The organism is Ectothiorhodospira lacustris (assembly GCF_022227845.1).
In the GTDB taxonomy this organism is placed as follows: domain Bacteria; phylum Pseudomonadota; class Gammaproteobacteria; order Ectothiorhodospirales; family Ectothiorhodospiraceae; genus Ectothiorhodospira; species Ectothiorhodospira lacustris.
Window position 1 is genome coordinate 302,225 of the sequence record NZ_JAJNQN010000001.1, and the last position, 13,969, is coordinate 316,193.

Annotated in this window: 10 protein-coding genes; 2 read left to right on the top strand and 8 right to left on the bottom strand. The window is 62.8% G+C overall.

Going from position 1 to position 13,969, the window contains the following annotated elements; genetic code table 11:
- Positions 1-89: 89 nt before the first annotated feature.
- Entirely contained in the window at positions 90-2,561 is a 2,472-nt protein-coding gene (locus LQ956_RS01420) for a glycogen/starch/alpha-glucan phosphorylase (protein WP_238622777.1), read from the top strand.
- 218 nt (positions 2,562-2,779) lie between these two features.
- Here the strand turns inward: LQ956_RS01420 and rho are convergent, their stop codons facing one another.
- Together rho and trxA are read right to left on the bottom strand one after the other, a co-directional pair.
- Positions 2,780-4,039 (bottom strand): transcription termination factor Rho, encoded by a 1,260-nt coding sequence (rho, locus tag LQ956_RS01425; RefSeq protein ID WP_238622778.1) that lies wholly within the window; start codon positions 4,037-4,039, stop codon positions 2,780-2,782.
- 229 nt (positions 4,040-4,268) lie between these two features.
- Positions 4,269-4,595: a thioredoxin TrxA gene (trxA, locus tag LQ956_RS01430; protein ID WP_238622779.1), complete on the bottom strand. Its 327-nt coding sequence runs from the start codon at positions 4,593-4,595 to the stop codon at positions 4,269-4,271.
- A gap of 144 nt (positions 4,596-4,739) precedes the next feature.
- Here trxA and rhlB point away from each other — a divergent pair, with 144 nt between their 5' ends.
- The gene (gene rhlB, locus LQ956_RS01435) at positions 4,740-6,167 is read left to right on the top strand and encodes an ATP-dependent RNA helicase RhlB (protein WP_238629228.1); all 1,428 of its coding nucleotides are present in this window, start codon (positions 4,740-4,742) and stop codon (positions 6,165-6,167) included.
- 161 nt (positions 6,168-6,328) lie between these two features.
- Here the strand turns inward: rhlB and LQ956_RS01440 are convergent, their stop codons facing one another.
- From LQ956_RS01440 to LQ956_RS01465, 6 genes are all read right to left on the bottom strand, one after another.
- Positions 6,329-7,267 carry a dimethyl sulfoxide reductase anchor subunit family protein gene (locus tag LQ956_RS01440; protein ID WP_238622781.1) on the bottom strand — a complete coding sequence of 313 codons (939 nt, stop codon included), beginning with the start codon at positions 7,265-7,267 and terminating at the stop codon, positions 6,329-6,331.
- Positions 7,268-7,273: 6 nt separating this feature from the next.
- Positions 7,274-7,969, bottom strand: coding sequence for a 4Fe-4S dicluster domain-containing protein (locus LQ956_RS01445; protein ID WP_238622782.1), 696 nt, complete (start codon positions 7,967-7,969; stop codon positions 7,274-7,276).
- A 36-nt stretch (positions 7,970-8,005) separates the two neighbouring features.
- Positions 8,006-10,906, bottom strand: a complete 2,901-nt coding sequence (locus tag LQ956_RS01450; RefSeq protein ID WP_238629229.1) for a molybdopterin oxidoreductase family protein — start codon at positions 10,904-10,906, stop codon at positions 8,006-8,008.
- Between the two features lie 174 nt (positions 10,907-11,080).
- On the bottom strand, positions 11,081-12,868 hold the full coding sequence (gene aspS / locus LQ956_RS01455; protein WP_238622784.1) for an aspartate--tRNA ligase: 1,788 nt from the start codon (positions 12,866-12,868) through the stop codon (positions 11,081-11,083).
- Positions 12,869-12,958: 90 nt separating this feature from the next.
- Entirely contained in the window at positions 12,959-13,603 is a 645-nt protein-coding gene (locus tag LQ956_RS01460) for a DUF502 domain-containing protein (RefSeq protein ID WP_238622785.1), read from the bottom strand.
- Positions 13,604-13,609: 6 nt separating this feature from the next.
- Positions 13,610-13,897, bottom strand: coding sequence for an FmdB family zinc ribbon protein (locus LQ956_RS01465; protein WP_238622786.1), 288 nt, complete (start codon positions 13,895-13,897; stop codon positions 13,610-13,612).
- Between the last annotated feature and the right edge of the window lie 72 nt (positions 13,898-13,969).

Genomic DNA, 13,969 nt, shown 5'->3' on the forward strand with positions numbered 1-13,969 from the left:
ACCCATCCGCGATTTTATTTTTGATCCCGGATGGGTTAGTAAGTAGTAGGGATACCTCAACCGACCCAAGCCTCAAGAGCAGGAGCACCATGAAAACCCTGGAAATGGTCCACGAATACGACCCTCGTCCCCTGCCCTGCGACAAGGACTCACTCAAGGAGTCCATTCGTGACGCCCTGATCCACATCGTCGGCAAGGACCCCCTCACCGCCACCCACCGGGACTGGCTCCATGCCGTCTCCCTGGTCGCCCGGGAGCGCATCATCGAGCGGCGCATGTACACCAAGCGCATGTTCGACCAGGAACAGGTCAAGCGGGTCTACTACCTGTCCATGGAATACCTCATCGGCCGCATGCTGGTGAACAGCCTCATGAACCTGGGTTTCTACGAGGCCTGTTGCGAAGCCCTGGAAGAGATGGGTGTGAGCCTGCACGAGATCATCGACATGGAATCCGATGCCGCCCTGGGCAATGGCGGGCTGGGCCGGCTGGCCGCCTGCATCCTCGACTCCATGGCCAGCCAGTGCCTGCCCGGCTACGGCTACGGCATCCGCTATGAATTCGGCATGTTCCACCAGGGCATCGAGAACGGCGAGCAGGTGGAGCACCCGGACAACTGGCTGCGTTACGGCAACCCTTGGGAGTTTCCCCGGCCGGAGAAGATCTTCCCCGTGCATTTCTACGGCTATGTGGTGGAACACCGGGAGCGAGGGCAGCCCCGCTATCACTGGGAGGATGGCGAGGAAGTCATCGCCATGGCCTACGACTACCCGACCCCCGGCTTCGGCAACAAGAACGCCAATAACCTGAGGCTATGGGCGGCCAAGGCCACCCGGGACTTCGATCTGGACTATTTCAACGAAGGCGATTACATCCGCGCGGTGCAGGAAAAGATCGAGTCGGAGACCATCTCCATGGTGCTCTACCCCAACGATGCCACCGCCATCGGCCGGGAACTGCGCCTGAAGCAGGAGTATTTCTTTGTCTCCGCCTCCATCCAGGACATCCTTCACCGCCACGGCGAACTGGACTACCCCATCGAATCTCTGCCGGACAAGGTGGCCATTCAGCTCAACGATACCCACCCGGCCATCGCCATTGCCGAACTCATGCGCTTGCTGCTGGACACCCACAATGTCCCCTGGCAGAGGGCCTGGGAAATCACCCGGGGCGTGTTTTCCTACACCAACCACACCCTGATGCCCGAGGCCCTGGAAACCTGGCCGGTGACGCTCATGGAGCGGGTCCTGCCCCGCCACATGCAAATCATCTATGACATCAACTTCCATTTCCTCAATGAGGTCCGCCACAACTTCCCCGGTGATAACGACATCGTCCGGCGCCTGTCCATCATTGATGAAGACCATGGCCGTCAGGTGCGCATGGCCCACCTGGCCGTGGCGGGCAGCCACATGGTCAACGGCGTGGCCGCGCTCCATACGGAGTTGCTGAAAAAGAACCTGTTCAACGACTTCTATCGTCTGTGGCCGGAGCGTTTCGTCAATATCACCAACGGCATCACACCGCGGCTCTGGCTGAACCAGGCCAACCCGGCGCTGGCCGACCTGATTACCCGGCATATCGGCGACGAGTGGACCATGGACCTGGAGCAGCTCAAGAAGCTGGAGCCTCTGGTGGATGACTCGGATTTTCGCAACGAATTCCAGCAGGTAAAACGTCTTAACAAGGAACGTCTGGCGGCATTGGTGCAAAGAGAGGCCAACATCACCATCAGCCCGGATGCCCTGTTTGATGTCCAGATCAAGCGTATCCACGAGTACAAGCGGCAGCTACTCAATGTGCTGCACGTGATCACCTTCTACAACCGGATACGGGAAGGACGTGCCGACGATCAGGTGCCGAGGGTCACCCTGTTTGCCGGCAAGGCGGCACCCTCCTACACCCGGGCCAAGCAGATCATCCGCCTCATCAATGATGTGGCCGATGTGGTGAATCATGACCCCATGAATACCAAGCAGCAGGTGGTCTTCCTGCCCAATTACGATGTGAGCAGCGCAAGCGTGATCATCCCGGCGGCCGATCTCTCGGAGCAGATTTCCACCGCAGGGACCGAGGCCTCGGGTACCGGCAACATGAAGCTGGCCCTGAACGGTGCCTTGACCATCGGGACCCTGGACGGGGCCAACATCGAGATCCGGGAGGCGGTGGGAGAAGACAATATCTTCATCTTCGGCATGAATGCCGATGAAGTGGAACGACTCAAGCGGGAAGGTTATCGCCCCCGGGATTTCTACGAGTCCAATGAAGAATTGCGCCGCGCCCTGGACATGATTCACGATGGTTTCTTCTCACCCCAGGAGCCGGGACGCTACCGGGATCTGGTCCATAACCTGCTGACCCAGGACCAGTACATGGTGCTGGCGGATTACGCGGACTATGTCCGTGCCCATGAAGAGGCGGATGGTCTGTATCAAAATCAGGATGCGTGGATCCGCAAGGCGATGCTGAACACGGCGCGGATGGGGTATTTCTCCATTGACCGCACGGTGATGCAATACGCTCAGGAGATCTGGGGGGTCTCACCGGAAGGGTGGGTCTGAGCGGCCTGACCGGCCACCTCACTGCCGCGACTACCCCTGCCACGTCACTCCCGCGAAGGCGGGAGTCCAGGGGGTAAGTCCGTCGCTGGATTCCCGCTTGCGCGGGAATGACGTGAGGGAACTCCCTTTACCGTCACTCCCGGGCTTTACCGTCACTCCCGCGAAAGCGGGAGTCCAGGGAGTAAGTCCACAGGAAGGAAAAGCCGTGAAGCGCAGCCTCAGCTGCGCTTCATCATGTCGAAGAATTCGTTGTTGGTCTTGGTGGACTGCAGACGGCCCAGCAGGAAATCCATCGCCTCCAACTCGTCCATGGGGTGCAGGAACTTGCGCAGGATCCACAGCTTCTGCAACTCTTCCGGATCGGTGAGCAATTCTTCGCGACGGGTGCCGGAACGGTTGATGTTGATGGCCGGGTAGACACGCTTCTCGGCAATCCGGCGATCCAGATGGACCTCCATGTTGCCGGTACCCTTGAACTCCTCGTAGATCACTTCATCCATCTTGGAGCCGGTATCGACCAAAGCGGTGGCCAGGATGGTCAGGCTGCCCCCTTCCTCGATATTGCGAGCGGCGCCGAAGAAACGCTTGGGACGATGCAGGGCATTGGCATCCACCCCACCGGTGAGCACCTTGCCGGAAGACGGCACCACGGTGTTGTAGGCGCGGGCCAGGCGGGTGATGGAGTCCAGCAATATCACCACATCCATCTTGTGCTCCACCAGGCGCTTGGCCTTCTCGATGACCATCTCGGCCACCTGCACATGACGACTGGCGGGCTCATCGAAGGTGGAGGACACCACCTCACCCTGCACCATGCGCGACATCTCCGTCACTTCCTCGGGACGTTCGTCGATGAGCAGGACGATGAGATAGCACTCGGGATGGTTCGTGGCGATGCTCTGGGCGATGTTCTGCAACATCAGGGTCTTGCCGGCCTTGGGCGGGGAGACGATCAAGCCGCGCTGCCCCTTGCCGAAGGGGGCGACGATATCAATGACACGGGCGGTGATGTCTTCGGTGGAGCCGTTGCCCCGCTCCATGCGCATGCGCCGAGAGGCATGCAGGGGGGTCAGATTCTCGAACAGGACCTTGTGCTTGGCGGCTTCCGGCGGTTCGAAATTGATCTTGTCCACCTTCAGCAGGGCAAAATAGCGCTCGCCCTCCTTGGGCGGGCGGATCTTGCCGGAGATGGTATCGCCGGTGCGCAGGCTGAAGCGGCGGATCTGGCTGGGGGAGACATAGATGTCATCCGGCCCCGCCAGGTAGGAGCTGTCCGCACCCCGCAAAAATCCGAAACCGTCCTGCAGGATCTCCAACACCCCGTCCCCGAAGATGTCTTCGCCGCTCTTGGCGTGGGACTTCAGGATCGCAAAGATGATGTCCTGTTTTCGTGCCCGCGCCATCCCTTCAAGTTCCATGGACTGCGCGAGTTCTACCAGCTCGGAGGCCGATTTACGCTTGAGTTCAGTGAGGTTCATATAGAGATTCGAGGGAGGGGTTGTCTATGAAAGTTTTCAGGCGGACAGGGCGGACCCACAAGGAATGGCCTGGGAAACCGGTTTAGGGTTCGGTCGGATCTGAATTCGAGAAGGGATGCCGCCCGAGCGGGCAGCCAGCAAGGCATGAACGATTTTTATGTCCGTTACGTTAACATGCAATCCACAGGGCGTCCAGCCCGTTTTGTACGGGTTGGACGCCGAGCATCACTCAGATGTTCTGGTCGATGAAGGCGGTGAGCTGGGACTTGGACAACGCCCCCACTTTGGTCGCCTCCACGTTGCCGCCTTTGAAGAGCATCAGCGTGGGAATGCCGCGAATGCCGAACTTGGGGGGCGTGGCCGGATTTTCGTCGATGTTCAGCTTGGCCACCTTGAGCTTGCCGTTATACTCGGCGGCAATCTCGTCAAGGATCGGGGCGATCATCTTGCAGGGGCCGCACCATTCCGCCCAGTAGTCCACGAGTACCGGCTGCTCGGACTTGAGGACATCGTCCTCAAAGCTCGCGTCCGTGACATAGGTGATGTTTTCACTCACTACAGTTGACCTCCGGTTAGAATGTCGGCGTCGACCCAACGGGCACCAGATCCCCGAGGACACGACGCGCCGCTAGATTGAATCCCATCGGGATCGGCATTTCAAGTCTACTTCAATGATATCGCGAGGAAAGGCCCCATCTCCATGACGGACCAACATCTTTCCGAGACCAGTTTCTCAAAACTCGATCTTCCCGAACCGGTACGCCGGGGGCTGGAAGACGCCGGGTTCTCCCATTGCACCCCCATCCAGGCCCTCTCCCTGCCCCATGCCCTCCAGGGCAAGGACGTCGCCGGCCAGGCCCAGACCGGCACCGGCAAGACCGCGGCCTTTCTGATCACCGTGCTGACCCACCTGCTCCGGCATCCCACCCCGGAAGACCGGCGCCCCAATCAGGTCCGGGCCCTGATCCTGGCACCCACCCGGGAACTGGCCATCCAGATTCACAAGGATGCCCTGGTACTGAGCGCCCACACGGGCCTGACCCTGGGCCTGGCCTACGGCGGCACGGACTACGACAAGCAGCGCAAGCAACTCACCGACGGCGTGGATATTCTCATCGGCACCCCGGGGCGCATCATCGACTACTTCAAGCAGAAGGTCTTTGATCTCAGGCGCTCCCAGGTTCTGGTCCTTGACGAGGCCGACCGCATGTTCGATCTGGGCTTCATCAAGGACGTGCGTTTCCTGCTGCGCCGCATGACCCCGGCCACCGAGCGCCAGTCCATGCTGTTTTCCGCCACTCTTTCCTGGCGGGTGATGGAACTGGCCTACGAGCACATGAACAACCCCGTGAAGGTCCAGACCCAGGATGAACAGGTCACGGCCGAACGGGTGCGTCAGGTGGTCTACTACCCCGGCAACGAAGAGAAGATTCCGTTGCTACTGGGGATCATGAAGCACTCCACCCCTGACCGCTCCATGGTGTTCGTCAACACCAAGCACATGGCGGAAAAGGTGACGGCCTGGCTGCAGGGCAACGGCATCCGCACTGCCCTGCTGTCCGGAGACGTCCCCCAGCGCAAGCGGGAACGGCTGCTGGCCCAGTTTGAAACCAGCGAATTCCAGGTCCTGGTGGCCACGGATGTGGCGGCCCGCGGGCTGCACATCCCCGATGTGTCCCATGTGTTCAACTTCGATCTGCCCCAGTCCGGCGAGGATTATGTCCACCGGATCGGCCGCACCGGGCGAGCCGGGGCGGAAGGCGACGCCGTCAGCTTTGCCTGCGAAGACTCGGCCTTCTATCTGCCGGAGATTGAGTCCTACATCGGCTTCAAGATCCTTTCCGAGGCAGTGGACCCGGAGTTGCTGCTCAAGGATCCGCAACCGCCGGCGAAGATCGAGCGCCAGCACACCGGCCCGGAAGGCCGGGGCAAGGGCGGCGGCCGCGGCGAGCGCCGGCCCCGTTCCGGCGAAGGCGAAGGCGGCAACCGCCGCAAGCCCAGGCCGAAGACCGAAGGTGCCCCGGCGTCACATCCTGCGGAAGCGATCGGCCCGATGGCGGAAGCACCCCGTAAGCCCAGGCGCCGCAGACAGCGAAGGCCGGCCGGCGAAGGCACGCCGCAGAGTTGAGTTGAGGGAGGCTCGTTGCCGAGCCTCATCCCCTCATCCCCGCCTCTTCTCCCCCAAGGGGAGAAGGGAGACATCGCCCCTCTGCCTTGAGAGAAAAGGGAGAGATCAAGCCCCTCGCCCCTTGGGGGAGAGGGATTGGGGTGAGGGGACGCAACCCCGCCTCAAGTCCTCTGCAGCCCGTGATACAACATCACCCCATGGCGAGCCTCGGCGAAAAACAGCCAGCGCTCCAGGCCGATCCCGGCCAGTGCCGACATCAGCGCCGGGGCCAGCCACAGGGATGATCCGCCCCCCAGGACCATCCCCATCAGCAGCAGCGGCAGCACAAACCCGAAACCGAATACCCCCAGTCGCACCCGGCGAATCCGCCCTGCCCCCGGATCAAAACCGAACTCACGGGTCAGAAACGTCCCCGCCGTGTGCCCCTGGTCCAGCAGGCGGACCCGCGCCTGGGTAAATCCGGTGGCCGTGTTGAGACTGGGGCCGCTCACCTCCCGAATCCACAGGTAATACAGCCCTTTCATCACCCCGGCCAACAGCAGCAGTCCCAGCGCCAGCAGCACCAGCCCCTCACTGCGCCCGCCGAAACCGGCATGGACCGCCACCAGGGCCGTCGCCCCCAGGGCCAGACCCAGCAACAGGTAATTCGCCGGTGTCAGGGCGGTATGCCACTGGCGAATGGTCTTGAGGCTGGCGTAGATCATGCCGGTGGTGAACACGGTGAGTAGGGCCAGGGACAGGGCAATACCACCGACAAGCACCATCAGAGGGCCTGCTTCCACTCCCACCTGCAGGACCTGCCACAGATAGATCAGGGCAAAGGGATAAAAGCTCAGGGCACAGACCGCCTCCCGGGACAGCCAGGAGGTGCGCACACGCATCACCGCGCGCCAGGCATTTTTCGGGTTATGCAGATGCAGGGTGGACGAGAACAGGCCGAGGGTGATCAGGGCCAGCGCCAGACCCAACTGGGTCACTAATTCGGTCTGCCCCGAGGCAGGATACCGGCCGCTGAGGTGCAGCAATGTCACCAGGCTGAACAGGCCATACCCGGCCCCGGAGAGGACGGTGAAGATGATCACTGAAAGTGCGGGATGCATGGGGGTTCACCTGGCAATGGCCTTGTTGACCCAGTCCTTCACGTTGGACATGAGACTGCCGCGCCGGACATCCGCCGTGGGCACGGTCGGAGCGCTGCGGGGCGGCAGGTAGGTATTGGTGGGCTCGTAGCCCAACTCCGGCATCAGCTTGCGGCCGCCCCGTTCCCGGGACAGGCGGCTCACGGCGGAGTCCGGATCATCGAAGTCGCCGAAATGCCGGGCATGGGCCGGACAGGTGATGACACAGGCGGGCTGCCGATCCTCCGGGGCCAGGGCGCCATCATAGATGCGGTCGATGCAGAGGGTGCATTTCTTCATCACCCCGTCCTGAGGGTCCAGCTCCCGGGCACCGTAGGGGCAGGCCCAGGCGCAGAGATTGCAACCCATGCACTTGTCCTGATCCACCAGTACGATGCCGTCTTCCCGACGCTTGTAGGAGGCCCCGGTGGGGCAGACGGTGACGCAGGCGGCATCGTCGCAGTGCATGCAGGACAGGGGCATATTGACGGTCTTGGTGTGGGGATAGTCGCCCACTTCGTAGTGACGAACACGGTTGAACCACACGCCGGTGGGAGCGGCACCATAGGGGGACTCATCCGTCAGCGGCCCCGTGGTGCCGGAAGTGTTCCACTGCTTGCAGGCCACGGCACAGGCATGGCAGCCCACACAGGTATCCAGGTCAATCACCAGGCCGAGTCGCATGTATCGGCTACTCCTGAACAAAATCGCACAACGGAATCACGACCTTCCCTTCCCCCGGGTCAGCACATCCCACAGGCTGCGCCGCAGGTTCACCCGCCGATGGGTCCGGTATCGCACCTGATCCGGGGAATCGGGCATCCCCGGCAACGGCCTGATCGACTCGAACCGGGGCCAGGCGCCGACTTCTCCCGGCTTGGCCGGGGTGATGCTGACTCGCAGGTCATACCAGGCGGCCTGCCCGGTGATCGGGTCCGAGTTGGTCACGTTGTCCAGCCCGTCCCCCCGTTGCGGGAGGAGTTCGGAGATCAGGTGGTTCAGCAGAAACCCCTTGCGGGATTCATCCGCATCCTGTGACAGCCCCCAGGCCCCGGACTGCTTGCCCAGGGCGTTCCAGGTCCAGACCGTATCCGGCGCCACCCCTTCCATCAACTTCACCTGCACCCGGATGCGGCCATGATGGGACGCCACCCACACCCAGGCGTGGTCCGCGATCCCCATGGACTCGGCCCGGCCCCGGTTCATGTAGAGAAAGTTCTGGGCACAGATCTGGCGCAGCCAGGCATTCTGGGAGTCCCAGGAGTGATACATGAACATGGGGCGCTGGGTGATGGCGTGGAAGGGGTAGGCCTCCAGGTCGATCCGCCCCTGCTCCAGCGGGGGATACCAGATGGGCAGCGGGTCGAAATGATTCACCAGACGGGCCTTGTGCTCCGGGCGCTTCGGCATGGGGCCGTCATACAGCCCCTGCCCTGCCAGCTTGAAACGCTGCTGGGTCTCGGAATAGAGCTCCAGAATGATGGGTTCCACGGAGCCCACCCAACCCGCATGGCGGGCCAGCTCCAGATAGTCCCGGTTGCAGAAGCGGTAATACTTCTGGCTGTCTTCCAGGTGATGGACAAAGAAGCACTGGTGGTCCACGTACTCCTGCCACTGGTTCGGATTGGGATCGCCCCGTAGGCTGTTCTGCCCCTGGGCGCCCCGCCATCCGGCCAGGAAGCCGATGCCCGGTTCCCTTTGAAAATTGACGATGAAATCCTGGTAGGACGTGTACCGGCGGATCCCGTCCCGGGTGGTGAAGGCGGGGAAACCCAGCCGACCGCCCAGTTCCACCAGCACTTCCTGCCAGGGGCGCACGTCCCGATCCGGTTCCAGGATGGGCTGACGGATGGCGTCCGCCGCGGCGTGGGGCTCGGAGATGGGACGATCCAGCATGGAAATGGTGTCGTGACGTTCCAGATAGGTGGTATCCGGCAGCACCAGATCGGCGAAATTGACGATCTCCGAGTGGAAGGCATCGGAGACCACCAGGAACGGGATCTTGTATTCCCCGTCCGCCCCCTTCTCCCGCAGCATGTCCATCACCTGGGCGGTGTTCATGGTGGAATTCCAGGACATGTTGGCCATGTAAAGCATGAGGGTGTCGATGGGATAGGGGTCCCCCTTCACCGCATTGGTGATGACCATGTGCATGAGACCGTGGTTGGCCATGGGGGCGTCCCAGGAGTAGGCCTTGTCCAGACGCAGGGGGCGCCCCTCCCCGTCGATGACCAGATCCTCGGGGCCGGTGGGAAAACCCAGGGGCGGACTCTTGAGCGGGGTATTGGGCGCCATGTCACGGGCGGGCTTGATGCCCGGGGGGATGTGCCTGGGATAGGGAGGCTTGGACAGATGCCCACCGGGCACGTCGATGGTCCCCAGCAGGATCTGCAGCAGATGGATGGCCCGGCAGGTCTGGAAGCCATTGGAATGGGCGGAGATCCCCCGCATGGCGTGCATGGACACGGGACGACCCACGAAGCGATCGTGGGTGCGACCGTAGGCATCGGTCCATTCGCATTCGATCTCGATGGTCTCCTTGAAGGCCACATGGGCCATTTCCAGGGCCAGTCGTTCGATCTGCTCGGCAGGCACGCCGCAGCGGGGAGCGATGTTTTCAGGGGCGTATGCATCGTCCAGATAGCGCTCCGCCAGCAGGCTCATGACGGTGCGCACGGGACGGCCGTCGGGAGCGGTGTAGTCGCCGAACAGGGCCGGCTGGATCTCCGGCAGGGAGGCGTCCACCACGTCCCCCAGTTCCAGGTCCCAGGCCAGGGGGTTGCCGTCCCGGTCCCGCAGGATCAGGCCGTGGCCCTTCTGGCCCGGGGTGTCCACCACCAACCAGGGGGCGTTGGTGTAGCGCACCAGGTAGTCCCAGTCGAAGCGGTCATGGCGCAGCAGGACGTGGACCATGGACAGGGCCAACAGACCATCGGTGCCGGGACGGATGGGCACCCATTCATCGGCCACCGCCTGATAGCCGGTACGCACCGGATTGATGGAGACGAACTTGGCGCCCCGGCGCTTGAGGGTGTCGATACCGGCCTTGATGGGGTTGGAGGCATGGTCTTCGGCCACGCCCCAGAGCATGAAGTATTTGGTGCGCTCCCAGTCCGGGTCGCCGAACTCCCAGAAGGCATGGCCCATGGTATAGAGGCCGGCGGCGGCCATGTTGACGGAGCAGAAACCGCCGTGGGCGGCCCAGTTGATGGTGCCGAACTGGGCCGCCCACAGGCCGGTGAGGGCCTGCATCTGATCCCGCCCGGTGAAGAAGGCCAGCTTTTTGGGATCGGTGGCGCGGATACGGGCCAGACGTTCAGTGAGTTGGTCGAGGGCCTCGTCCCAGGAGATGGGTTCGAAGTCGCCGCTGCCCCGCTCGCTACCCGGCTTGCGGCGCATGGGATATCGCAGGCGGGCGGGAGACTGCTGTTTCATGATGCCCGCATTGCCCTTGGCGCAGAGCACCCCCTTGTTGACCGGGTGGTTGCGGTTGCCCTGGATGAAGCGGACCTGATTGTTCTCCACCGTGACCTTGATCCCGCAGCGGCAGGCGCACATGTAGCAGGTGGTGTACTTGCTCTGCTGCCGGTCGTGGTCTTCGAACGCGGGTAATGCGGTCATCCCGTCACCTGTCTGGTGTGAATCTTGTTGGATTCCTTTTAGCAGGAACCGTGACAGTGTGCGGGTTTTGAGGGGATCAACTCAAAGGGAAGTTTTTGATTCGGGCATAAGGAGGGAAAGGAAAGCCCTCACACCCCAACCCCTCTCCCGCCAGCGGGAGAGGGGCTCTTTCCGTCAGCCCGCCTTCTTCTCTCCCTCCGTCTGCCGCAGCCGGATGCCCAGTTCCCGCAGCTGGGCCTCACTGACCGGGGCCGGGGCTTGGGTCAGGGGGCAGGCGGCGGTCTGGGTCTTGGGGAAGGCCATGACGTCGCGGATGGACTGGGCGCCGGTCATGAGCATGACCAAGCGGTCCAGGCCGAAGGCGATGCCGCCATGGGGCGGGCAGCCGTACTTGAGGGCATCCAGCAGGAAGCCGAACTTCTCCCGGGCCTCGTCTTCGCCGATGCCCAGCAGGCCGAACACCGCCTGCTGCATGGCCATGTTGTGGATACGCACGGAACCGCCGCCCACCTCGGTGCCGTTGAGCACCATGTCATAGGCACGGGAAACCAGCTGCCCCGGATTCTCGGACAGGGCCGCCGGATCGTCGGTACGCGGCGCGGTGAAGGGGTGATGCAGAGCCGCCCAGCGGCCTTCCTTCTCGTCCTGTTCGAACATGGGGAAGTCCACCACCCACAGGGGCCGCCAGCCCCGCGCCACCAGACCCCGGTCGTGGCCCAGCTTCACCCGCAGGGCACCCAGGGCCTCGTTCACCACCCGGGCCTTGTCGGCGCCGAAGAAGATCAGGTCGCCGTCCTCGGCACCGGTGCGGTTGAGGATCTCGACCACCACCGTGTCCGGCAGGAACTTGAGGATGGGGGACTGCAGCCCCTCGCGCCCGGCGTTGATGTCGTTGACCTTGATATAGGCCAGCCCCTTGGCACCGTAACGACCGACAAAGCCGGTGTAGTCGTCGATCTCCTTGCGGGACACCTCGCCTCCCTTGGGCAGGCGCAGGGCGGCCACGCGGCCGTTGGGATCCTTGGCCGGGCCGGAGAAGACCTTGAACTCCACCTCGGCCATCACGTCGGTGAGATCCACCAACTCCAGAGGGATGCGCAGGTCCGGTTTGTCGGAGCCGTAGCGGTGCATGGCTTCGGCATAGGTCATGCGCTGGAAGGGGGTGGGCAGGGGTACTTCCAGCACCTGGGCGAAAAGTTCGCGCACCATCTCTTCCATGAGGGTCATGATGGCTTCTTCATCCATGAAGGAGGTCTCGATATCCAGCTGAGTGAATTCCGGCTGGCGGTCGGCGCGCAGGTCTTCGTCGCGGAAGCAGCGCACGATCTGGTAGTAGCGGTCCAGACCGGACATCATCAGCAGCTGTTTGAATAGCTGGGGCGACTGAGGCAACGCAAAGAAGCTGCCGGGATGGGTGCGGCTGGGCACCAGGTAGTCGCGGGCACCCTCGGGGGTGGCCTTGGTGAGCATGGGGGTCTCGATGTCCAGGAAGCCGTGGGATTCCAGGAAACGCCGCAACGCCCCGGTCACCTGAGCGCGCAGGCGCAGGCGGGTCTGCATGATCGGCCGGCGCAGGTCCATGTAGCGGTAGCGCAGGCGGGTCTCTTCACCCACGTCGTCCTCGTCCAGCTGGAACGGCGGGGTATCGGCGGTGTTGAGCACGGTCAGTTCGGTGCCCAGCACCTCGATGGCGCCGGTGCGCAGGTCGGGATTGACCGTGCCCTCCGGACGGCGGCGCACCTTGCCGCGCACCTGCAGCACGAATTCGCTGCGCACCCGTTCGGCAGTCCGAAACACCTCGGCCCGGTCCGGATCGAAGACCACCTGCACCAGACCTTCCCGGTCCCGCAGGTCAACGAAGATGACGCCCCCATGGTCACGGCGACGGTTGACCCACCCGCACAGGGTCACCTCCTGGTCGAGCAGGGTTTCATCGACGGTGCCGCAGTAATGAGTACGCATGTCTGGCCTTCGCTGGTTGATTCGGTTCTGGGAAAACGGGTAATGGTAAGGTCTTGGGGGAGCCGGAGTAAACGCCCGCAGGGCGGGCTTTCAGCCCGGTTTCCCCTTGGGGGGATGACGGGGGACCACCACACCCAGGGACATGACGAACTTGAGACCGTCCTCTACGCTCATGTCCAGCTCGATCACCTCTTCCCTGGGCACGAGGATGACGAAGCCCGAGGTGGGATTGGGGGTGGTGGGCACAAACACACTCACCACCTGTCGTTCGGTGCGCTCCTGTACCTCGCCCATGCCGGTGCCAGTCTGGAAACCCAGGGTCCATATTCCCTTGCGGGGATACTCGATCAACAGCACCTTGCGAAAGGAATCCCCGCCGGCGCCGAACAGGGTCTCCATCACCTGCTTCACTGCCGAGTAGATGGTGCTCACCAGAGGTATCCTGGCCAGGATGGCCTCCCAGAGGTCCACCAGCTTGCGACCCACCAGGTTGGCCACCACCAGACCGGTGAGAAAGACGATCACCAGGGCGACGACGATCCCGAAACCCGGGATGGTGAAGCCCAGCAGGCTTTCCGGTCGCCAGGGCGGTGGCAGCAGCAGCAGGGTGCGGTCCATCATGTCGACGATGAACTTGATCACCACCACGGTGGTGATCAAGGGCACCCAGACCACCAGCCCGGCGATCAGATAACGCCGGAAGGTGTGCAGCGGTCCTGTGGGAATGGGATGCAAGACGAATCAGCTCGCGGCCTTGCAGGCGGCACAGGCGTCGGCACCGCCGCCGGACTTGCTGTCGGCACCACAGGCCGGGGCCTTGCCGTCCTCCTTGAGATTCTTCTTGTTACCGCTCTTGAAGTCGGTCTCGTACCAGCCGCTGCCGCCCAGACGGAAGGCAGGGGCCGAGATCTGCTTCTGCAGGGCGGGGCTGTTGCATTCGGGGCAATCCACCAGGGGGGCATCGGAGAACTTCTGGATGGCCTCAAGGCGATGGCCGCAGGCATTGCATTCGTATTCGTAGATCGGCATGGTCAATACCCCGGGGGCAGGAATCTGGACAGGTCCGGATTATATCCGCAAAGTGTTTCAGGGCACCGGACA